We start from the raw sequence: 20,369 nt of genomic DNA on the forward strand, positions 1-20,369 counted from the left end.
ATGTCTGATTTAAGTGCACAAAAATGTGAAGCGTGTCGTGCGGATGCGCCTAAAGTGTCAGATGCCGAATTAGCTGAACTGATCAAGCTGATCCCGGATTGGGTGCCAGAAGTACGTGACGGTATTATGCAGCTTGAGCGTGTTTATAAGTTTAAAAACTTTAAGCAAGCCATTGCATTCACCAATAAAGTGGGCGACATGGCAGAAGATGAAGGCCACCACCCGGGTCTGTTGACCGAGTGGGGCAAAGTGACAGTAACCTGGTGGAGCCACTCTATCAAAGGCCTGCACAAAAATGACTTTATCTGCGCGGCGAAAACAGACGAGATCTTTGCCGCACTGTAAGAGCAAGTTAAATTAAAAAAAGGCGCATCAGCGCCTTTTTTAATGCCTGTAGGATTGTTGAACCATACGAACACCCTCTTTACGTTCGCTAATGCGTAAGCGCTGGTCCCGATACGACTTGTGAATCTCGCTCTAAATGTTGCAGCTCATCAATTAATTCGAGCAACTCCGGCTCAATATAATCAAAGTCACGGGATTGTTTTAAAGCCGTTTCCAGCGTTTCGGCCAGGTTTTTGAGCGTCGGCACACCGGTATAACAGCAGGCGCCATGAAACTTGTGGATCACCGTCAGCAGCGTTTGGGTATCTTCCTGTTGCGCCGACTCATTCAGCTGGCTGAGGGTTTCGGGAACGCTTTGCAACAACATATCTAACATCTCCAGGGCTAGCTCTGGCTTATTGCCTGCGCGTTGCAGCGCAAGTTCCCAATCCAGTAAGTGGCTTTCAAATGGGGCAATGCTGGCGACCTGAGGCTGTTGTGCTTTTTGTTTCTCCGGCGGTAATGACGGACTGTAGTCGCAAATAATCTGGCGTAGCATGTCTTCATCTATGGGTTTCGTCATATAGCCGTTGAAGCCATCTTTGATCAATTGCTCCTTCTCGCCTGTCAGTGCGTGAGCTGTGACCGCAATGATTGGGGTATCGTCATTTAAGGAAGACTCTTTAATCATTCTACATGCGGTGATGCCATCCATAATCGGCATCTGAATATCCATAAAGATCAGGTCATACTTTTGCGATTTACATAAGCTAACGGCTTGTGCACCATTGTGTGCAGTATCAATGGTATCGACCTGCTCTTCAAGCAATGTATAAAGCAGCTTTAAATTGGCATCATTATCATCGGCTATCAGCACTTTGAGTGGCAGATGTGCTAAGTCTGTGTCGTCAATCGAGACACTTGGGTGATCTAAACGGTAAGGCGCCGCCAGCATATCGCACAGTTTACGGTGGTGCATAGGTTTGCTAATACAGGCATCGGCCCCGCTACCAATCAAGGATTCGCGCATATTATGAGAGATGGTATTAACCATCAGATACAGGTAGTCTGCCATTTCTCTGGCTTGGGTAATATAGGCCTTAACCGTTTGCATATCGTCTACGGTTGCCATGTTACCGATCAGACAGATGTCGTACTTAAACTCCTGATCCAGAGCTTCGAAGAATGCTTCTTCGTTCTTACAGCAAGTTACCTGCATAGCCCAATCTTCCAGCTGAGCCTGAACCGCATTACGGGTGTGCTCTTGCGGCTCAAAGTAAAGTACGCGCTTGTTTTCCAGGGGTTTGGTAGGCAGGTCGTCGTCAAACAAGCGGCTTGGCAGATTAAAAATAGCATTAAAGGTAAAACACGAACCATTACCCGGCGCAGAGTTTAGCGTAATGCGGCCACTCATGGCTTCCACGATATGCTTGGTGATGATCAAACCCAGACCTGTACCACCAAACTTACGGGTTATGCTGGAATCAGCCTGAGCAAACGGGGTAAACAGGGTGTCCTGCTTTTCCTGTGCAATGCCCAGTCCGGTATCACTGACTGAAATAAGCAGTGATGTCTGACTATCACCTTTTAATCTGTGGCTGATATCGACTTTAACCGAGCCCTTTTCGGTGAACTTGATGGCGTTACTGATCAGGTTGATCAGCACTTGTTTAAAGCGGGTGGGGTCGCCAACCAGGTTATCCGGTACCTGACGATTAATAGCAATCGACAGCTCAAGTTGCTTCTCATAAGCACTCGGAGCAAGCAGAGTCATCACTTCATTTACCGCATCCCTGAGTTGGAACTGAATACTCTCAAGTTCCATGGCACCGGCTTCCAGTTTGGAGAAATCCAGTATGTCACTGATGATGGTCAGTAAGCTGTTGGCCGATAATTCAATGGTATCCAGATAATCTTTTTGGTGCTTGTTAAGGGGCGTTTTATAGAGCTGTCGGGTGAAACCAATGACGCCATTTAGCGGTGTTCTTAATTCATGACTCATTTTGGCAAGGAAGTCTGACTTAACCCGGTTGGCGACCTGGGCTTCTTTTTTGGCGATATTAAGCTGAATGTTCTGGGTTTCGTATTGTTCAAGGGTTTCACGGTAGTCGCAGGTGGCCTGATCTATGTGCTTTTGCATTTCGTCGCGTTGCAACACCATTTTTTTACTAATGGTGATCAGCCCCTCTCGGAGTAAGTCAAACTCCCCTTGCATGGGCTGATCTACGCCAATTTTGGTTTTGCCCTCGAGCAGTTTATCTGTAGCCAGTAACAGGTGAGACAGGGGAGTAGAGAACATGCGACTGAGTCGGGTCGAAACAAAGGCACTGAGCAACAATGCCACCATAATAATTGCACCACTGAACAGCAGGGCTTGTTGCTGTCCAATGATTGCCTGATCTTTGCTGAGCTCAATCATAAGTACTGCGGTGGTGCGGGTATGGGCATTTTGCCAGTCAGCGGCAGGTTGCTGCTGTAGCTTAACTGGCGCAAAAATGATGTATCTGTCGAGATACTGCACGATTTCTGTGGCGTGTAACTCTGTTACGTTGCCGCGATAATGCAGTTGGTCAAAATCGTTGTGATAATTGCTGGTCAGCAGCAGTTGATTATCTTCATTGAACAGCGCGATGCTATTGACGAAGTTGCCATGTTGATTGTGGGTGGTGGTGATCACCCGGTGCAACCTGGCTTTATCTCGTTCTGCCAGGGGCTGCTCCACCGTCATTGCCAGGGTGTTGGCCAGGCTGGTGCCTTGTTGCTTGAGGATTTGTTCAAGCTCAACGTAGCGATTTATAGTAAAATAGCCGCCAAGTACCAAGCCGATTAACACCGTTGGGATCAGGGTCAACACTAATACGCTGTCGCGCAAACTCAATTTAGACATAAATTGGATGTAAAACAGTAAGTAGTCTGAGTCCTAGAGTATCGAGTTAACAGGTGTTTAGCAATCTTATAGGGGCGGCAATATGGCACAAATATTTCGTGCTGGAAAATCTTCTAAACAACGCAGTAAACAAGCAGAAACAGTTGAGCTGACAATCGACTCGCTGGATCATCAGGGGCGGGGCGTGTGCAGGCATCAGGGTAAAGTCGGCTTTGTGGGCGGCGCACTGGCCTCAGAGCGGGTTAAAGCACGTATCAAGGCACAAAAAAGTCGTGTTTTCGAAGCGTATACCCTGACAGTGCTTGAACCAAGTGAGGAGCGGGTTACGCCGTTTTGTGAATACTATCAGCAATGTGGCGGCTGTGCTTTACAACACCTGAATGCCAGTGCTCAGTTGGTGCACAAACAGCAGGCGGTTTCGGCCTTATTTGACAAATTCGCCAAAGTAACTGAGTTGCCCTGGCTACCACCACTGACAGGGCCTGAACGCCACTATCGCCGCGCCGGGCGCATTGCCTGCATCTATGACAAACAAAATAACCAGCTCAAACTGGGATTTCGTGCTGCCGGGTCAAAGAAGATTGTAGAAATTGATCACTGCGGGGTCATGGTCGATGTCTTTGCTGGTGGCTTTGAAGCATTACGGCAGAGTTTAAATGCGCATCCGGAGCTGCGTAGTGTCAGCCATATCCAGTTTTGTGCAGCGGATAATGGCGCATTTGTGTTGTTGCGTCATACCCGTTCAATCAGCGCTCAGGTGAAAGCACAATTTGCAGAGCGCCTTGCTGCTCAGAACTGGGAGTTTGTCTGGGATGATGGAAAGTCGCAGCCTGAGTATGCGTTATTACCTGCCTATGAAAGTGCCGGGGTGACGTTTGAGTTTAAACTCGATAACTTTATTCAGGTTAACCGCGATATCAATGAGCAAATGCTTCACAGGGCGTTAGAGTGGCTTGAACTTACTGGCGACGAACAAGTGTTGGACCTGTTCTGTGGAATTGGCAATTTCTCTTTATTGCTGGCAAAACATGCAAACCAAGTGGTCGCAGTCGAAGGGGTCGCAGCCTCGGTTGCAATGGCACGCCAAAATGCGCACACTAACCACATCGACACGGTTAGCTTTCATCAGTTCGACCTCACCCAGCCACTGACTGAAGCCGACTGGCTTCACTCGTCGCTGGATGTTTTAGTGCTGGACCCTTCACGTACCGGGGCATATGAGATATTACGTCAGTTACCATTGACGCAATTTAAACAGATTTTATATGTGTCCTGCGATCCGGTGACTATGGCCAGAGATGCAGCGCTGTTACTGGAAGCTGGCTTTGTGATCGATAAAGTGTGTTTAATGAATATGTTCCCGCACACTGGACATATAGAAACCATGGCGTTGTTTCAAAGGAGGTAGTCATATGGTTGCGACTCGCCAGTCTCATCAATCCGGTCTTCCGGCAGACTTTCATGCCCGGCTTGCACTGCTCAACTTATCGCAGGAAAAGCGAGACAGGCTGGATCAGGTCTATGCCTTGTGTCCGGAAGAAGAAGCGACAACGACCCTGGCCAAAGCCATAGAGATGGTAGAGATCCTGGCGGAACTGAATTTCGATTCAGAGTCACTGGCCGGCGCATTCCTGACGCCCTACTTTTTATCCGGCCAGGTTGAAATAGATGCGATAGAACAAGCACAAGGCGAAAATGTTGCCTTATTGCTCAGAGGGGTTGAGCAGATGGCCTCAATCAGCACCCTGGCACATCAGGGCAAAGGCAGCCTGCAAATAGACAAAATCCGGCGCATGTTATTGGCCATGGTGGAAGATGTTCGTGCTGTGGTGATCAAGCTGGCAGAGCAGATCTGTTACCTGCGGGCCGTTAAAAATGCCTCTGAGGAAGAGCGGGTGGTGGCAGCTAAAGCTACGGCCAACATTTTTGCGCCACTGGCGAACCGGCTGGGGATCGGACAGCTTAAGTGGGAGCTCGAAGATCTCTCATTTCGCTATTTACACCCAAAAACCTATAAGAGCATCGCAAAGCAGCTGTCGGATAAACGTCTTGATCGTGAAGCCTATATGACCAATATGGTCGACCTGGTCCAGAGTAAGCTCAAGGAAGCGGGTATTGAGGCAGAAGTGTATGGCCGTCCCAAACACATCTACAGCATCTATAAAAAAATGATGCAGAAGAATTATGAATTCGATCAGCTCTTTGATATCCGCGCGATGCGGGTGGTGGTCAATGAAATTCAGGACTGTTACGGCGCGCTGGGCATAGTGCACACCAACTGGCGTCATCTGCATAAAGAATTTGATGACTATGTTGCCACACCAAAGCAAAATGGTTATCAGTCTATCCATACTGTGGTGTTTGGTCCTGAAGGCAAAACCGTTGAGATCCAAATTCGCACCCAGGCCATGCATCAGGATGCCGAGCTGGGCGTGGCGGCGCACTGGATGTACAAAGAAGGGGCTCTGCCGGGCCGTGGTTCAGGGTATGAGCAAAAGATCAGCTGGCTGAGAAAACTGCTGCAATGGCAAGAAGAAGTGGTCGATGGCAGCGAGCTGGCCGAAGAGCTGAAAAACCAGGTTGTAGAAGACAGAGTGTATGTCTTTACCCCCAAAGGCGATATTTTTGATTTGCCATTGGGTGCTACGCCACTGGATTTTGCCTACTACATTCATTCCAATGTTGGCCATCGCTGCATCGGTGCAAAGGTATTTGGCAAAATCGTGCCCTTTACCCATAAATTATCGACCGGCGATCAGGTTGAGATTCTGACCCAGAAAAATCCCTCACCAAGTCGAGACTGGCTCAGCCCGTCACTGGGCTATGTGCACTCATCCAGAGCGCGCAGCAAGATCCATCATTGGTTTAAGCAACAAGACAGAGATAAAAACCTGCAGGCGGGTAAAGAGATCCTCGATGGTCACTTACAAAAGCTGGATTTAACTTACAAAGATCTGGATTCAGCCATTGAACGCTTTAACTTTAAAGAGCTCGATGACTTGATGGTGGCTATTGGGGCGGGAGATATCCGTATCAATCAGTTCCTGAATTATGTTCAGGACAAGCCAGACCCTGTGCCTAAGCTTAAAATGAGCACGCCGAAAAAGCACAAAGGCGATAGCAATGGCATTGTGGTTGAAGGCGTTGGCAACCTGATGAGCCATGTTGCCAAGTGTTGTCAGCCGGTTCCGGGGGATGAGATTGTGGGTTATATTACACAAGGGCGGGGCATTGCTGTGCATCGCGCCGATTGTGATTCCTTCGCACATATATGCGAGCAGCATCCTGAGCGGGAAATTGCGGTTAGCTGGTCAGATGAAGTACGCGCCTGTTATGCCGTGACCTTGCATATTGAGGCCAATGACCGCCACGGCCTGATCCGCGATATCAGCTCGGTACTGGCCAACGAAAAACTCAATGTGATGAATATGAACGTCAATACGCAGGATGATAAGCACATTGCCATTTTCACCATGAAACTCGAAGTGGGCGACTTATCCGCCATGAACCGCTTACTGACCAAGCTGATGCAAATAGAAGGCGTATTTGAAGCCCGGAGACAACACTGATTATGAGCGCCTCGTTGCAGCAATTACTCGAGATTATGGCGACCCTGCGCGACCCGCAAAAGGGTTGCGCCTGGGATCAACAGCAAACCTTTGAAACTATAGTGCCGCATACACTGGAAGAAGCCTATGAAGTGGCCGACAGCATAGAGCAGAAGGATTTTGTCGGGCTCAAAGATGAACTGGGCGATTTATTATTTCAGGTAATATTTTACGCGCAATTAGGCAAAGAAGCCGGGCTCTTCGAGTTTGATGACATAGTACAGGGGCTTAATGATAAGCTGGTGCGCCGTCATCCGCATGTCTTTGAGACACCGACCAGTACTTTGAGCGATGCAGAATTACATGCGCAGTGGCAGGCCATCAAAGATCAGGAGCGCGGTGCAGAGTCAGCCCGATTTGGCGACGATGTGCCTTTGAACCTGCCCGCTTTATCCCGCGCTGCGAAAATTCAAAAGCGCGCTGCTTCTTTAGGATTTGACTGGCCAAGTTATCATGGCGCAATGGATAAAGTTGCAGAGGAAGTGACGGAGGTACAGGAAGCACTGAGTGAAGATCTTTACTCGGAGCACAGTGCCGAAGAGCTGGGAGATTTGTTGTTTGCCACCGTGAATGTGGCGCGCCATATTAAACGCGATCCGGAGCAGTTGCTACGCCGCGCCAGTGACAAATTTATCGCCCGCTTTAGCGCCATCGAGGGCATTCTGGCGGAGCGGGATATTGCCTTGTCGGATGCCAGCTTGGTGCAAATGGATGAGGCCTGGGAAGAAGTCAAACGACGTCAGCGTTCAGGTGAGAATAATTAAAGGGGGTGATTTTTCGCTGGATTGCCCCTTGCGCTTTTGCTATACTATTGCCCCGTCTTGATTCTTATTTAAATTCCATTTTTCCTGATATTCTAGGGTTCGCATGAGTACAAAATTTATCTTCGTAACGGGCGGAGTTGTTTCCTCCTTGGGTAAAGGTATTGCAGCTGCTTCATTGGCTGCGATATTAGAAGCGCGTGGTTTAAACGTCACTATCCTTAAGCTGGATCCTTATATCAATGTTGACCCTGGCACAATGAGCCCGATCCAACATGGTGAAGTCTTTGTGACGGAAGACGGCGCAGAGACTGATCTGGACTTAGGTCACTACGAGCGTTTCATCCGCACCAAAATGACCAGCCGCAACAACTTCACGCAGGGTCGTGTTTTTGAAGATGTATTGCGTCGCGAGCGTAAAGGTGAATACCTGGGCGCGACCATTCAGGTGATCCCACACATCACGAACGACATTAAACGTCGTGTACTGGAAGGTGCTGAAGGCCATGATATCGCTATTGTGGAGATCGGTGGTACTGTAGGTGACATTGAGTCACAACCTTTCCTTGAAGCCATCCGTCAGCTGGGTACAGAGCTGGGCCGTGAGCATGCCTTATTTATGCACCTGACCTTAGTACCTTTCCTGGGCGCTGCGGGCGAAGTAAAAACCAAGCCAACTCAGCATTCAGTGAAAGAGCTGCGTTCAATTGGTATTCAGCCAGATATCCTGGTGTGTCGTTCAAACTGCAAACTGCCAGCTAACGAGCGTGCCAAGATTGCACTGTTCACCAACGTAGAAGAAAAAGCCGTAATCTCATTGCAAGATGTAGACAGCATCTACAAAATCCCGGCACTGCTTAAGTCACAAGAACTGGATGACCTGGTTTGTCGTCGTTTCTACCTGGATGTACCAGAAGCAGACTTGGCTGAGTGGGAACAGGTGTTATATCAGGAATCAAACCCAACAGGTGAAGTGACCATTGGTATGGTTGGTAAGTACATTGAATTGCCAGACGCCTACAAGTCAGTCAACGAAGCCCTTAAGCACGCAGGTCTGAAGAATCGAGTGACTGTAAACATCGAGTATGTCGATTCACAGGATATCGAGAGTAAAGGTACTGAACTACTTGACCACCTGGATGCGATTTTGGTGCCGGGCGGCTTTGGTAACCGGGGTGTTGAAGGTAAGATTTTGGCTGCCAAGTACGCACGTGAAAATAAAGTGCCTTACCTGGGGATCTGTTTGGGCATGCAGGTTGCGCTGATTGAATACGCGCGCAACGTGGCGGGCCTGGAAGGTGCTAACTCAACTGAGTTCGATGCTAAATCGCCTCATCCGGTTGTTGGTCTGATCACAGAGTGGTTGGATGCTGATGGTAACGTTGAGACCCGTACTGAAGAGTCAGACCTGGGTGGTACGATGCGTCTGGGTGCTCAGCTGTGTCACCTTAAAGAAGGCTCAAAAGTACGAGACGTGTACGGCAATGCAGAGATCACCGAACGTCACCGTCACCGCTATGAGGTAAACAATCATTACGTTGAGCGCCTTGAGCAGGCGGGTCTTGCATTCACGGGTCTGTCGGAAGACAAGAAACTGGTTGAGATCATTGAAAATAAAGATCACCCCTGGTTTATTGCTGCTCAGTTCCACCCTGAGTTTACTTCAACGCCACGTGACGGCCACCCTTTATTTGAAGGGTTCGTTGCAGCTGCGTTCAGCTATCAAAAAGCTGACTCTTAATAATGAAAAGCCGTGCCTCAGTGCACGGCTTTTTTAATCACCGTAATAACACAGCGTATTGCTATGTATCTGCATCAGCGGGTATATAGCAATGCGAAAGCAGACACACAACATACTCACCACTTTGGGAAAAGAGGAATCAAGATGTCAAAAATCGTAAAAGTGATTGGCCGTGAAGTTATGGACTCACGTGGTAACCCTACCGTTGAAGCCGATGTTCATTTAGAGTCGGGCGCATGGGGCCGCGCATGTGCACCATCTGGTGCATCAACAGGAACTCGCGAAGCACTTGAATTACGTGACGGTGATAAAGCTCGTTACCTGGGTAAAGGTGTACTGACCGCGGTAAACTATGTTAACAACGAAATCGCAGCAGCCCTGAACGGACACAATGCCCTGGAACAACGCGCAATTGACCAGCTGATGCTGGATTTAGACGGCACTGAAAACAAAGAAAAGCTCGGTGCAAATGCGATTCTGGCTGTGTCTTTAGCAACGGCTAAAGCGGCAGCACAAGAAAAAGGCGTTGCACTGTACGAGCACATTGCTGACATCAATGGCACAGCAGGCCAGTACTCTATGCCAGTACCTATGATGAACATCCTGAACGGCGGCGAGCACGCTGACAACAACGTTGATATCCAGGAGTTCATGGTTCAGCCAGTGGGCGCGAAAAGCTTCCGTGAAGCACTGCGCATGGGTGCAGAAATCTTCCACAGCCTGAAGAAAGTATTGAAATCACGTGGTCTTAATACTGCAGTAGGTGATGAAGGTGGTTTTGCACCAGACCTTAAATCAAACGAAGAAGCACTGGAAGTGATCGTTGAAGCGGTTGCCGCTGCTGGCTACGAAATGAACAAAGACGTCACGCTGGCACTGGACTGTGCAGCGTCTGAGTTCTACAAAGACGGCAAATACGACCTGCAGGGTGAAGGCAAAGCATTCGATTCTGAAGGGTTCGCTGGTTTCCTGGCTGACTTGGCGGCACGTTACCCAATCGTGTCTATCGAAGACGGTCTGGACGAAAGTGACTGGGCTGGCTGGAAGATCCTGACAGATAAGATCGGTGACAAAGTACAGCTGGTGGGTGATGACCTGTTCGTTACTAACACTAAGATCCTTAAGCGTGGTATCGATGAGCAGATCGGTAACTCAATCCTGATCAAGTTCAACCAAATTGGTTCACTGTCTGAAACTCTGGACGCAATCAAGATGGCACAGGATGCAGGTTTCACTGCGGTTATCTCTCACCGTTCAGGTGAAACAGAAGACGCAACCATCGCTGATTTAGCAGTGGGTACTGCGGCTGGCCAAATCAAGACTGGCTCACTGTGCCGCTCTGACCGTGTTGCTAAGTACAACCAGTTGCTACGCATCGAAGAAGCGCTGGGCGACAAGGCTATCTATAAAGGTCGTAGTGAGATCAAAGGTCAGTAATCCCTAGTACCTGACTGAAAAAGCCGCGTAATTTACGCGGCTTTTTTTGTGCTTGTTATTGTTGGTTTATTTACCCGACAAACTGCTCAGCCAGAATACCCTGGGTAAACTGCATTTTCAGGTAAAAACCGCGGGGCAGGGTTTTGATTAATTTGCCCTGAGGACCAATGGCATCGGTCAGGGCTTTACTGTTGGCCGCTTTTGGTCGGATCTGCATGACCTCGCCTAGCTTGCCACTGATCTCATCGATGCGGCCAAGTGCGATCAATTCTATCTGTTCTTCCCAGTCTCGCTGCAACTGGTATTCCTGCACTTTATTTGGCTGCCACAGAAAGCCCGTGCCGATTGTTCTATTTACAGGGGGAATATCTCGCTCAGCTAAAATAGGTAGCCACAATACGTGATTCAGTTTTTTCTTAACGGTGCTGTCCTGCCAGCGTAATCCAGTCAGGTTGGTCAGTGGTACCACAGACACATAAGTGGTTTCGAGCGGTTTTCCATTATACCCAATGGGTAAGGTTTTTAGCTCGACACCGATAAATTCAAAGTCGGGCACAGGTTTCGAGCCCGCACTGGCGCCAAGCACATATTCAATCAGCTGGCCTGGCCAGCCTTTTTCGCGGTTAAGATCCTCTGGGGTCTTAAAATGAAACTGCGCGGCTAATTCTCCCAGAGTTTGTCCGGCAATGGCATCAACACGAGTCATGAGTTCAGCAATTGAGCGTGGGGGAGTCGGTTTTTGCACAGTCTGGCTCTCTTTGTTTTGGTGGGGGTGTATGGTACCAAAATCAAATCATCGATGTGGATTAAAATATCTTTGTGTGTTTTTTGAACGTCTTCGTTGTGGGTTACTCTTTAAGCTGTGGCTTTATCGATTTAACTTATTAATGTTATGATTTATATGGTTTTTTTTAAATTGAAACAATAAGTATATGTTTTAAAAACAGCCATGCTTTGGATAAATACAAGCATATAAACATAATTATCCACAGATTCTGTGGAGAAAATACTAAATTTACCATCATATTGTGGATTTGTTTGTAAAATCATCATGAATCATTAAACTTATGCACAAGTTGTGGGTAAGTTGCGTAAAAGCAGGAATTAAATTTGCCCAGTGCCCTGAGTTGTGGAACAATCAAATTCATATAAAAAAGTATACGAGGCACTTAAGGTGATTGATGCCGAAGGATTTCGTGCCAATGTAGGTATTGTTATTTGTAACAATCAGGGGCAGGTATTTTGGGCGCGCCGCTATGGTCAGCATTCATGGCAGTTTCCACAAGGTGGTGTGGATGAAGGAGAAACGCCAGAACAAACCATGTACCGAGAACTGCATGAGGAAGTTGGGTTACGGCCAGAAGATGTAGAAATCGTTGCAAGCTCAAAACATTGGTTACGCTATAAATTGCCAAAGCGACTGATCCGCAAAGATTCGAGCCCAGTCTGTATTGGCCAGAAGCAAAAGTGGTTTCTACTGAAACTCAAGTGCAAAGATGAAGATGTAGACTTGATGCGTACTCATCACCCCGAGTTTGATGATTGGCGCTGGGTTAGCTATTGGTACCCTGTACGTCAGGTGGTCTCATTTAAACGCGATGTGTATCGTCGGGTAATGAAAGAGTTTGCGCCGTTTGCAATGCCGTTCAATCGCAAAGAGCATTCGCATAAAGATCACTGGCGTCGCCGTTAACAATAAATGAGCAGCATGTACCCGGGCAGCACAAAGGTTCGAAAAAACAGAAAGAGTAAATGAGCAGTACAGAGCGATTTCTACCAATTTAGGAGTCAGGTGTGTTAGCAACATTACGGACTATCGCAGAGGTGGTCTCACAGCAGGATAACCTCGAAACAGCTTTATCCCGCTTTGTGATGATGGTAAAGGAAGCAATGCACACAGAGTGTTGTTCCGTTTATTTTGCCGATTATAGTCAGGATAACTTTGTACTGATGGCCAGCGATGGCCTCAACCCAGATGTCGTCGGGCAATTTAGGGTTGGCTTCACCGAGGGGCTGGTTGGGCTGGTTGCTCAGCGAGAAGAGCCCATCAATATTGCTCATGCGCAAAGCCACCCCAGGTTTAAGCTGCATGCAGAAGTGCACGAGGAAGGCTACAATGCCTTCTTGTCTGTGCCGGTTGTGCACCAGCGCAAAGTATTGGGCGTGATCGTTGTTCAACAGCGTGAGGAGCGGGTCTTTAGTCACGACGAAGAGTCTTTTTTAATTACGCTGTCCGCACAGCTGGCCTCACAGCTTGCACAGGTTGAGTTGCAGTCGGTGCTCAAGCAGGATGCATCCAGCCACAAAACATCGGTACTTAAAGGCGTTGCAAGTGCGCCAGGTATTGCACTGGGTGAAGCCTTTGTGGTGATCCCCAAACTCGACTTTGCCAGTATTGAATCTCAGCAATGTGAACAAGTCCATCAGCAACGGCAATTATTCCAACAAGCGGTGGCTGCTACCCGACAAGAGTTTCATGTCCTAAAAAATACCCTCAGTGATTCATTGCCCAAAGAAGCTCTGGCTGTCTTTGAAGTGTATCAGCAACTACTGGATGCACGAAGCCTGGGGCAGCGTGTAGAGCAACAGCTGGAGCAAGGCTGGAATGCAAAATCAGCGTTAAAGCACGTGATTGTTGAGCTAGTGACACAATTTGAAGCTATGTCTGATCCATATATTCGGGAGCGGGCGGTTGATGTCAGAGATTTGGGACTGAGGGTATTACACCATCTGGTTAGCACTGAGAGCATGGTAAAAAGCTATCCGGACAATACCATCTTAATCGCCAATGAGCTGACACCGGCAATGCTGGCCGAAGTACCGAAAGACAAGCTCAAAGGGGTCATCAGCGTTCATGGCTCAGCAAATTCTCATGCCTCGATTCTGACTCGGGCAATGGGGATCCCAGCCATCTGGGGGATTGAAGATATTCCCTTGCTGCAATTCGATGGCAAAGACATGATCCTCGACGCCTATGCCGGCCGAGTCTATATTTCGCCTTCGGATGTGCTGCGCAATGAATACGCTGCACTGAAGCTCAAAGAAGGCCAGTTACACGATAAATTTGAAGCCGAGCATCATTTGTCTTCCGTTACCGCAGATGGTGAACGGATAAGTTTGTTGCTGAACGCGGGCCTGGATTTATCTACTGAACACCTCAGTGCCAGATACTGTGATGGTGTGGGTTTGTATCGGACTGAAGCCTGGTTTATGCAGCGAGGACAATTTCCTTCGCAGGCGGAGCAGGAGAGTTGGTATCGGGACGTACTGGCGCGTTATCACCCTGAACCTGTGATTATGCGCACGCTGGATATTGGCGGTGATAAAGTACTGGATTACTTTAATATCAGTGAAGACAACCCATTTTTAGGCTGGCGAGGGATCAGAGTGACTCTGGACCATCCAGAGTTATTTTTAGATCAGCTCAAAGCTATGCTTAAAGCCAATGCGGGATTAGGTAATTTGCGAATTATGTTGCCTATGGTCAGCCACACTGAGGAGGTTGATGAAGCACTGGCGCTGCTGGAGCAGGCATACTTTGAATTACAGGAAGAGTGGGCGGATCAGTTTTATACCATAGACAAGCCCGATATTGGCGTGATGTTGGAAGTGCCATCGAGTATCTTTTTACTGCCAGAGTGGGCAGAAAAGGTCGATTTTTGCTCCGTGGGTAGCAACGACCTGACCCAATATCTGTTGGCTGTTGACCGCGCTAATGCGCAGGTAGCGGAACTGTTTGAGCCCTATCACCCGAGTGTCTTGCGCGTGCTAAAAAAAATAGCCGATGATTGTCAGCAGTTGGAGCTGCCCTTTAGTCTATGCGGGGAGCTTGGGGGAGAGCCGGAAGGTGCTATTTTACTTGTTGCGATGGGATTTCGCCGCCTCAGTATGAACATTTCATCTTTAAACAAAATAAAATGGACATTACGCCGTCTGGCCGTCAAAGATATGGAAGCTTTATTGAATCAATGCCTCATGGCATCCAGTGCCAAGCAGGTTCATCGCCTGTTGCGTGAGTTTCTGATAGCGCATGGGCTGAGCGAGCTACTTTATACCAAAAGTGATACAGCCTGAACCGCGACTGGAGGCGCGTACGCAGATACGCTACTATAACGCGCCCATAATAATAAGAGTGTCTTTATGACAATCAGTGTGTTACTCATTCTATGCTGTGCCTTACTTGGCTGCGTTGTTGGCTTTCTCGCCGGGTTACTCGGTATTGGCGGAGGGTTGATCATTGTACCTGTATTGTCGGCAATTCTGTTGTACTTCGATGTGCTGGCCAGTGACCATGTGATTGTTGTTGCGATAGCGACTTCGCTGGCTTCAATCTTGTTTACCTCAACTTCTTCTGCGCTAGCACATCATCGCAATCATAATGTGCCCTGGGATATTGCCCCCTGGATAATGGCAGGCGTCGCGGTAGGGGCTTTGATCAGTGGCTTTATGGTCGCCCTTATCCCGGTGCAGTGGGTAAAATGGACGTTTGTCATTTCTGTGTTGCTAATTGCCGCTAAAATGGTATTCAGTTCACAATCAAATACCCCAGAAAAGCCGCGCAGTTTGCCGTCCGGCCCTGTTTTGGCAAGCATCACGACCTTAATGGGCGCATTGTCTGCCATGATTGGCATCGGCGGGGGCGTGTTAATTGTGCCGCTGCTCAGTTATTTTTCTGTCGATATGCGAAAAGCAATTGGCTGTGCCGCAGTTGGTGGCATCGTGATTGCGCTGTTTGGCTCCGTAGGTTACGTGGTCTCGGGTGGTCAGACATTGAAATTGACCGATGGATTTGCCGGTTTTGTGTATTTGCCGGCGTTATTTGGTATTGTGCTGACTTCTTGGTTTGTCGCTCCTATCGGGGCCAAAGCAACGCACTATCTGCCAGTGCCAGTGATTAAGAAAGTGTTCGCGTTACTGCTCGTGGTGATTGCGGGAAAAATGTTATTTTATTGAGGGAAAGCGATGGCTTTGCAGTTTCCAGAAATCGATCCAATCATATTCTCGATTGGACCCCTAAGTGTGCGCTGGTATGGCGTGATGTATTTAATCGGTTTTGCGTTTGCTATGTGGTGGGCAAACAAAGAGGCTGATAAGCCCAATTCTGGCTGGACTAAAGATGAGGTCAGTGATCTGCTGTTTTACGGTATGCTCGGCGTGATCCTGGGCGGGCGAATTGGCTATGTGTTGTTTTATCAGTTCAGCCACTTCCTCGAGAACCCAATGTATCTGCTGCGTATCGATCAGGGTGGCATGTCATTCCATGGTGGTGCGCTTGGTGTGATCGCGGGCATCTTTATTTTTGCCTGGCGGTTTAAGAAATCTCCGCTGGCTGTGGGCGACTTCGTCGTGCCCATGGTACCGGTTGGTTTACTTGCAGGACGTATAGGTAACTTTATCAATGGAGAGTTATGGGGTCGAGCAACGGATGTCCCATGGGCGGTTGTTTTCCCGACGGGCGGCCCGGTTGCCCGTCACCCATCGCAACTTTATGAGGCATTCCTGGAAGGGCTAGTGTTGTTTATCATGCTGATCTGGTACAGAAAGCAGTCACGGCCGGCCGGCAGCGTAGCAGGTTTGTTCCTGCTTGGATATGGTACTTTCCGTTTCATCGTTGAGTATTTCCGTGAACCGGATGCCCATATCGGTTTGTATGCCGGGATGATTTCTCAGGGGCAGATTTTGTCTTTACCTATGGTCATCGGTGGCCTGGGCCTGATGATCTGGAGCCACAAACGCACTGTGACAGCACGCGCTTAAACCACACCGGGACCCTAATCTTGGGGTCCCGTTTTACTTGCCAATAAATCCTGCCTTGAATTAGTTACCCGAGCCTGCGAACGTAGTATACTTTCGTGCTATACAAAGCCCTTGAGCAGGGTCAATAGTGAGATCATTGTGAGGAGTAAAGCATGAAAGTGTATTTGGAGTTATTGCGAGATGTATTAGAAAACGGCACCCAGAAAGGGGACCGCACTGGTACAGGGACGCGCTCCGTGTTTGGCCGTCAAATCCGCCATAACCTCAAAGATGGCTTTCCTTTGCTGACCACCAAAAAGCTACACTTCAAGAGTATTGCTAATGAGTTGATCTGGTTTCTTAAAGGCGACACCAATAAAACCTGGCTCAATGAAAACGGCGTTAAAATCTGGGATGAGTGGGCGCTGGAAGATGGTGAACTGGGTCCAATATACGGTAAACAGTGGACGGCCTGGCCGACCAAAGACGGTGGTGAAATTAACCAGATCGACTATGTGGTTGATACGTTAAAAAACAACCCCAATAGTCGTCGTATTCTATTCCATGGCTGGAACGTTGAGTACCTGCCGGACGAGTCGATGAGCCCGCAAGAGAATGTTGAGGCTGGTCGCATGGCCTTACCTCCGTGTCACTTGCTGTATCAGTTTTATGTCGCAGACGGTAAGTTATCCGGACAGTTATATATTCGCAGCTCAGATATTTTCCTGGGGCTGCCGTATAACATCGCCAGTTTGTCTTTGCTGGTGCATATGTTGGCGCAACAATGCGACCTTGAACCTGGCGAAGTGATTGTCAGCTTTGGCGATTTACATGCTTATTCAAACCACATGGAACAGATTGAGCAGCAATTACAACGTGAACCTAAGGGCCTGCCCACGTTAAACATTTTACGCAAGCCAGAATCTATTTATGACTATCGCTTTGAAGATTTTGCCATCGAAGGCTACAACGCCGATCCCAATATCAAAGCGCCTGTTGCTATTTGATCATAGGCTGTTCCAGGTAGGTAGTAGGCGGCCAGTGAAGGCCGCTTGTTGTAGAAGGAGAAAGACATATGTCTATCCATTATGAAGTGACTCAGCTATTGTCTTATCAGCGCGTTGGTAAGTGGACCGCGCTACTGGCCGCAGTCGGACTGTTGTCCGCGTGCAGCTCAAAGCCATCAGTCGACGAGGAGGCGGAAGCGCTTGCCAGGGCTGAGTTGATCAAAACTTACAATGAGCACAAAGCAGGTATTGAGCGTGTTGCCGCGATGGAGCAGGACTTGTCACAGTTACTGGCCTTATTGTCTTCTGCCAGTGATATCAAACCGATTGAAGAGAAAATTGCTCAGCCAGAGAAAGAGGTTGTCACTCATCAAGTGACACCGGACTCCGCCAGCAAGCAGTTCAATACACCAAGCGAAGGTTCCATTGTCGTACAGTTTGGTCGCCACCTTTTGAATACTCGGGCTCAGGCACAAAATGAACGGATCAGAGCGTCTTTGTCTCTCATACAAAGTTACTATCCAGAGATGTTCAGCTCTGTATCTGTATATTTACAAACGCCGGCTGTGAATGGCACTCAGTTTTACCTTTCCCAGGCTTGGGGGTTCATGTCTGTGCAAGAAAGTGTCGTATTTTGCCGTCTTATTCAAGCCAGTGGTCAACCTTGTAAATTGGTTAACTAGCTAAAAAACATTGAAATAATATTAAAGATTTTGTATTTAGGTACGATATAAAAGAAGTCTGAGTAGTGTTTTTATTCAAATTGAGCACCTTTCTACCCAAGGGCACTCGAATGAATTGATAAAATCATTATAAAGTCTTAGTTTTGCGTTCAGTGCAAAGCGCTGCACGTGTGGTTTGGCCGGATATGGAAGCGGCTATTTAATGAAAAGGATTAGCTGATGGAAAAGTTAATGAACAAGTACTCTCTACTCTCAATTCTGGCTGCAATGCCTTTACTGGCTGCAGCGCAGCCTGCGGAATTCAAAGCATCCGTAACAGTAAGAAATATCTTCACCTTTGAAAATGCCGAGCCACTTAGCTTCGGTACGATACGTGCCAGTGGCGACACGGGTGGTGTAGAAACGGCGACTCTGATTATCGCTGCAAACCCCAATACTGCGCCTCGGGCTGACTCAACCGATGTGACAAAAGCAGAGATTGCAATTCTGGAACCCGGTACGCCAGCGAAATTTACCGTTGAGGGTATTTCACCCTATGCGACGCTGACGATTACCGATCCAACAGAAACCGATGTTTTACCGAAAGATTTGCCGCCAACAACTCCCGGCTTTAAGCTAGGTACTTTCACCTACTATGTGACTTCAGGCACATCGCCAGCCCCGGCAACAACTACCGTACAGGCTGATGCTGACGGTAAAATTGCGTTTAATGTAGGTGCAACACTGACAACAACCAGTGCCGCTGCAGGAAACTATATTGACGGTGAGTACGAAGGTACGTTCAGTGTTGAGCTGAGCTACTAATCGGCTATGGCGGGTGATTGAATAGCCCGCCAGTTTCATATGAAGGCGCTTTTATTACTCGTCAGTTTGATAGGCAGTATGTGCTGTCAGGCGAGTATTATACTCAATGCTGACCTTAATTTTGGTACTGTTATTGTAGCAGACCCCAGTGTGGTCGGCACTGTAACTGTGTCACGGGGCGGCGGAACAAGCTCCTCAGGCAGTATTCATGTGGTCGAAAAAGGGCATCCAGCTGAGCTGATACTGGAATCCTTTCCCATTGGTGTCTATCTGAATATATCAACAGACATACTCGATGATGAGCTGGCGCATACTCAACTTATCAGCCAGGGCAAATTACGTGTAATACAGCTCCATCATTCTGCCAGGGTCTTCACCGATCGATATGGTCGCGCCCGGCTTGTGATAGGTGGCACATTGCAGAGCATGCCCAATGCAGGCAGCTACCTGGATGGGCAGTATGAGACAACCATCAGCGTCGAAGTAAGCTATTAAGTTATTTAGTAAGCACAGACTCATATTCATCGCCGTTAGAAGTAGAATAGGCAAAATCCAATGAAATATATTACTCACATCGTGCTGTTGGTGCTGTTGTTTTGTGCCGCGCAGTCTCAGGCTAACCTACTGATTTCACCCACCCGTGTCGTGTTTGATGAGCGCCAGCGAAATGCCAAAGTATTTCTGATCAACAATAGTCAGGAGTACAAAACTTACCGCCTGAGTTTTAAAGAAAAGCTGGCGCTGCCAGAGGGGGGGTATAAAGATGTGTCCGAGCAGGAAAACCCGAAACGTTTAAGTGGCTTGCTCAGAATGACACCCAAGCAGGTGCGCCTTGCACCAGGTGAGCGTCAGGTCGTAAAACTCGCTTTGCGCCGAAAAAAAGACATGGCTGCGGGTGAGTACCGCTCACATCTGTTCTTTCAGGCATTGCCTGAGAAAAAAGACTCTGCACAACAGGGAGTTGGGATCAGGCTTAACATGATCATGAGTTACAGTATTCCCGTGATTTACCGCCAATCGGCATCTGTGCCTCGTGTGACCATTGATGATGCCAAGGTGAGCCGTGGAGAAAGCGGTCGTTACGACACTGTTAGCCTGGCGCTGTCACGTCAGGGTGATGCAAGTACGTTTGGCCAGGTCAGTGTATTTTGGCGCGGGCACAGTAAAGCTAAGTGGAAAGAAGCCGCCATAGTGAGCAGTTACAGCATTTATCCTGAGGTCAGTCAGTCGCACTTACAGTTAAAACTGATAGACCCGAGCATAGTGCAGGGGGGGCGCTCAGGGGAATTAAAAGTCGTGTACACCGGCAGTGGCGAATATCAGGGACTGTCATTCGCAGAGCGCACTTTCTCTGTCACTTTACGCTGATCTCTGGCAATTA

Annotated in this window: 17 protein-coding genes; 15 read left to right on the top strand and 2 right to left on the bottom strand. The window is 48.3% G+C overall.

The features are described from left to right. Complete coding sequence (locus CWB98_RS11900; protein WP_010386740.1) at window positions 1-345, top strand: 4a-hydroxytetrahydrobiopterin dehydratase; 345 nt, start codon at window positions 1-3, stop codon at window positions 343-345. A gap of 88 nt (window positions 346-433) precedes the next feature. Here the strand turns inward: CWB98_RS11900 and barA are convergent, their stop codons facing one another. Next, window positions 434-3,211, bottom strand: coding sequence for a two-component sensor histidine kinase BarA (barA, locus tag CWB98_RS11905; protein WP_138545082.1), 2,778 nt, complete (start codon window positions 3,209-3,211; stop codon window positions 434-436). 82 nt (window positions 3,212-3,293) lie between these two features. On the opposite strand from barA, the gene rlmD reads away from it, so the two are divergent. From rlmD to eno, 5 genes are all read left to right on the top strand, one after another. Then, a complete protein-coding gene (gene rlmD, locus CWB98_RS11910) occupies window positions 3,294-4,619 on the top strand; it encodes a 23S rRNA (uracil(1939)-C(5))-methyltransferase RlmD (RefSeq protein ID WP_138545083.1) in 1,326 nt (441 codons plus the stop codon). 4 nt (window positions 4,620-4,623) lie between these two features. Further along, the gene (relA, locus tag CWB98_RS11915) at window positions 4,624-6,780 is read left to right on the top strand and encodes a GTP diphosphokinase (RefSeq protein WP_138545084.1); all 2,157 of its coding nucleotides are present in this window, start codon (window positions 4,624-4,626) and stop codon (window positions 6,778-6,780) included. A 2-nt stretch (window positions 6,781-6,782) separates the two neighbouring features. Further along, the gene (mazG, locus tag CWB98_RS11920; protein WP_138545085.1) at window positions 6,783-7,583 is read left to right on the top strand and encodes a nucleoside triphosphate pyrophosphohydrolase; all 801 of its coding nucleotides are present in this window, start codon (window positions 6,783-6,785) and stop codon (window positions 7,581-7,583) included. 103 nt (window positions 7,584-7,686) lie between these two features. Further along, window positions 7,687-9,321, top strand: a complete 1,635-nt coding sequence (locus CWB98_RS11925) for a CTP synthase (protein ID WP_046003479.1) — start codon at window positions 7,687-7,689, stop codon at window positions 9,319-9,321. Window positions 9,322-9,465: 144 nt separating this feature from the next. Next, a complete protein-coding gene (gene eno, locus CWB98_RS11930) occupies window positions 9,466-10,758 on the top strand; it encodes a phosphopyruvate hydratase (RefSeq protein ID WP_046003480.1) in 1,293 nt (430 codons plus the stop codon). Window positions 10,759-10,828: 70 nt separating this feature from the next. On the opposite strand, the gene mutH is transcribed toward eno, so the two are convergent. Further along, window positions 10,829-11,503 carry a DNA mismatch repair endonuclease MutH gene (mutH, locus tag CWB98_RS11935; RefSeq protein WP_138545086.1) on the bottom strand — a complete coding sequence of 225 codons (675 nt, stop codon included), beginning with the start codon at window positions 11,501-11,503 and terminating at the stop codon, window positions 10,829-10,831. A gap of 429 nt (window positions 11,504-11,932) precedes the next feature. Here mutH and rppH point away from each other — a divergent pair, with 429 nt between their 5' ends. The 9 genes from rppH to CWB98_RS11980 all read left to right on the top strand — a co-directional run bounded on the left by rppH (window position 11,933) and on the right by CWB98_RS11980 (window position 20,356). After that, window positions 11,933-12,451, top strand: coding sequence for an RNA pyrophosphohydrolase (gene rppH, locus CWB98_RS11940; protein ID WP_054017354.1), 519 nt, complete (start codon window positions 11,933-11,935; stop codon window positions 12,449-12,451). A gap of 101 nt (window positions 12,452-12,552) precedes the next feature. Next, complete coding sequence (gene ptsP / locus CWB98_RS11945) at window positions 12,553-14,832, top strand: phosphoenolpyruvate--protein phosphotransferase (protein ID WP_138545087.1); 2,280 nt, start codon at window positions 12,553-12,555, stop codon at window positions 14,830-14,832. 66 nt (window positions 14,833-14,898) lie between these two features. Further along, window positions 14,899-15,711, top strand: a complete 813-nt coding sequence (locus CWB98_RS11950) for a sulfite exporter TauE/SafE family protein (RefSeq protein ID WP_138545088.1) — start codon at window positions 14,899-14,901, stop codon at window positions 15,709-15,711. A gap of 9 nt (window positions 15,712-15,720) precedes the next feature. Continuing rightward, window positions 15,721-16,515, top strand: a complete 795-nt coding sequence (lgt, locus tag CWB98_RS11955) for a prolipoprotein diacylglyceryl transferase (RefSeq protein ID WP_138545089.1) — start codon at window positions 15,721-15,723, stop codon at window positions 16,513-16,515. Between the two features lie 152 nt (window positions 16,516-16,667). Beyond that, entirely contained in the window at window positions 16,668-17,501 is an 834-nt protein-coding gene (locus CWB98_RS11960; protein WP_138545090.1) for a thymidylate synthase, read from the top strand. A 68-nt stretch (window positions 17,502-17,569) separates the two neighbouring features. Further along, window positions 17,570-18,184 carry a hypothetical protein gene (locus CWB98_RS11965; protein ID WP_138545091.1) on the top strand — a complete coding sequence of 205 codons (615 nt, stop codon included), beginning with the start codon at window positions 17,570-17,572 and terminating at the stop codon, window positions 18,182-18,184. Window positions 18,185-18,403: 219 nt separating this feature from the next. Continuing rightward, window positions 18,404-18,988 carry a DUF4402 domain-containing protein gene (locus CWB98_RS11970; RefSeq protein WP_138545092.1) on the top strand — a complete coding sequence of 195 codons (585 nt, stop codon included), beginning with the start codon at window positions 18,404-18,406 and terminating at the stop codon, window positions 18,986-18,988. Between the two features lie 39 nt (window positions 18,989-19,027). Next, complete coding sequence (locus tag CWB98_RS11975; RefSeq protein ID WP_138545093.1) at window positions 19,028-19,483, top strand: DUF4402 domain-containing protein; 456 nt, start codon at window positions 19,028-19,030, stop codon at window positions 19,481-19,483. Window positions 19,484-19,543: 60 nt separating this feature from the next. Then, window positions 19,544-20,356 carry a fimbrial biogenesis chaperone gene (locus tag CWB98_RS11980; protein ID WP_138545094.1) on the top strand — a complete coding sequence of 271 codons (813 nt, stop codon included), beginning with the start codon at window positions 19,544-19,546 and terminating at the stop codon, window positions 20,354-20,356. The last annotated feature ends 13 nt before the right edge of the window (window positions 20,357-20,369 follow it).

This window comes from Pseudoalteromonas rubra (assembly GCF_005887115.1).
GTDB classification, from domain to species: Bacteria; Pseudomonadota; Gammaproteobacteria; order Enterobacterales; family Alteromonadaceae; genus Pseudoalteromonas; species Pseudoalteromonas rubra_F.